The sequence below is a fragment of the Bacillus sp. FJAT-27225 genome (genome assembly GCF_001685025.1).
Classification (GTDB): domain Bacteria; phylum Bacillota; class Bacilli; order Bacillales; family Cytobacillaceae; genus Bacillus_D.
In genome coordinates, this window is record NZ_MAYU01000016.1 from 1 (window position 1) to 713 (window position 713).

Sequence of the window (713 nt, forward strand, 5' to 3'; positions counted from 1 at the left end):
GATGGTAGTTGGGGTGCAAACCCCTGTGAGAGTAGGACGCTGCCGGGCTATTCTTATAATGGAGGATTAGCTCAGCTGGGAGAGCATCTGCCTTACAAGCAGAGGGTCGGCGGTTCGATCCCGTCATCCTCCACCATTTATAGTAAGAGCCATTAGCTCAGTTGGTAGAGCATCTGACTTTTAATCAGAGGGTCGAAGGTTCGAGTCCTTCATGGCTCACCATATAATCAAGCGGGTGTGGCGGAATTGGCAGACGCACCAGACTTAGGATCTGGCGCCGCGAGGCGTGGGGGTTCGACTCCCTTCACCCGCATTTTTTTGCGGAAGTAGTTCAGTGGTAGAACACCACCTTGCCAAGGTGGGGGTCGCGGGTTCGAATCCCGTCTTCCGCTCCAAAAAATCAAGCGCCCGTAGCTCAATTGGATAGAGCGTCTGACTACGGATCAGAAGGTTATGGGTTCGACTCCTTTCGGGCGCGCCATATTGTTTCGGGAAGTAGCTCAGCTTGGTAGAGCACTTGGTTTGGGACCAAGGGGTCGCAGGTTCGAATCCTGTCTTCCCGACCATTTTTCAGTTTATATTATCGGGGGATTAGCTCAGCTGGGAGAGCGCCTGCTTTGCACGCAGGAGGTCAGCGGTTCGATCCCGCTATCCTCCACCATAAATTTTAAAAAATATATTGACATTACTTATTATGTTTGTTAATATATTTA

7 tRNA genes are annotated in these 713 nt (G+C 50.6%); all 7 read left to right on the top strand.

Going from position 1 to position 713, the window contains the following annotated elements:
• The first annotated feature begins 60 nt into the window (after positions 1–60).
• Positions 61–136 (top strand) — tRNA-Val (locus tag A8F94_RS12140).
• Positions 137–146: 10 nt separating this feature from the next.
• Positions 147–222: transfer RNA gene (locus A8F94_RS12145), tRNA-Lys, on the top strand.
• Between the two features lie 9 nt (positions 223–231).
• Positions 232–313, top strand: a tRNA-Leu gene (locus A8F94_RS12150).
• A 7-nt stretch (positions 314–320) separates the two neighbouring features.
• Positions 321–395 (top strand) — tRNA-Gly (locus A8F94_RS12155).
• 9 nt (positions 396–404) lie between these two features.
• Positions 405–481 (top strand) — tRNA-Arg (locus tag A8F94_RS12160).
• Positions 482–489: 8 nt separating this feature from the next.
• Positions 490–566, top strand: a tRNA-Pro gene (locus A8F94_RS12165).
• Between the two features lie 19 nt (positions 567–585).
• Positions 586–661, top strand: a tRNA-Ala gene (locus A8F94_RS12170).
• Positions 662–713: the final 52 nt, after the last annotated feature.